The organism is Rhizobium sp. MHM7A (genome assembly GCF_005862215.1).
GTDB lineage: Bacteria > Pseudomonadota > Alphaproteobacteria > Rhizobiales > Rhizobiaceae > Rhizobium > Rhizobium bangladeshense.
The window spans coordinates 1-661 of record NZ_VCHT01000079.1 but is presented as its reverse complement, the minus strand read 5'-3'; the positions used below and the strand labels follow the sequence as shown (position 1 = coordinate 661).

The 661-nt window shown below is 56.4% G+C and carries 1 pseudogene; it reads right to left on the bottom strand.

What is annotated here, in order from left to right:
- Positions 1-657: pseudogene (locus FFR93_RS40480) on the bottom strand (IS6 family transposase); the annotation flags it as partial.
- Positions 658-661 lie beyond the last annotated feature (4 nt).

The following is a 661-nucleotide window of genomic DNA, read 5'->3' as shown; positions in this document are numbered from 1 at the left end:
CGAAAAGATTTCGGACTGCTGAAAAGACCGAGATGAAACGTTGCAAACCTCCGACGGATCGAAAGCCCTGCATCATCCGCTCTCGTTTTCGAAGCGGCACGTGAGAATTCTCTGCGCGATTGTTAAGGCCCTTGTGCGATCGATGTTCGACGCCGGGCATTACATCCCGTTTTGCCGCGCCGTATGAGCGCAGTTTGTCGGTGACGATGCGCTTCGGCGACAGACCTTGCTTCTTCAGCAGCCTGACCAGCAATCTCTTGGCAGCCTTGGTATCGCGGCGGGTCTGGACGATCTCATCGAGAACGTAGCCGTCCTGGTCAACGGCGCGCCAAAGCCAATGTTTTTGACCGCCGATGGAAATCACGACCTCGTCCAGATGCCAGATATCCTTCCGCGACGGTTTCTTTCTACGCAACTGCTTGGCGTAGGCCGCCCCGAATTTGCGGCACCACCGCCGTATCGTTTCGTAAGAAACGACGATACCGCGCTCCACCAACATTTCCTCGACCAGCCGCAGGCTCAACGGGAACCGGAAATACAGCCAGACCGCACGGGCGATGATCTGCGGTGGAAAGCGGTGGTTCTTGTAGCTGATGGTCGATGAGGTCATCTCAACCGAATTATCCGCCACCCGTTAAGTTGCCGACAACGTGACATCGCC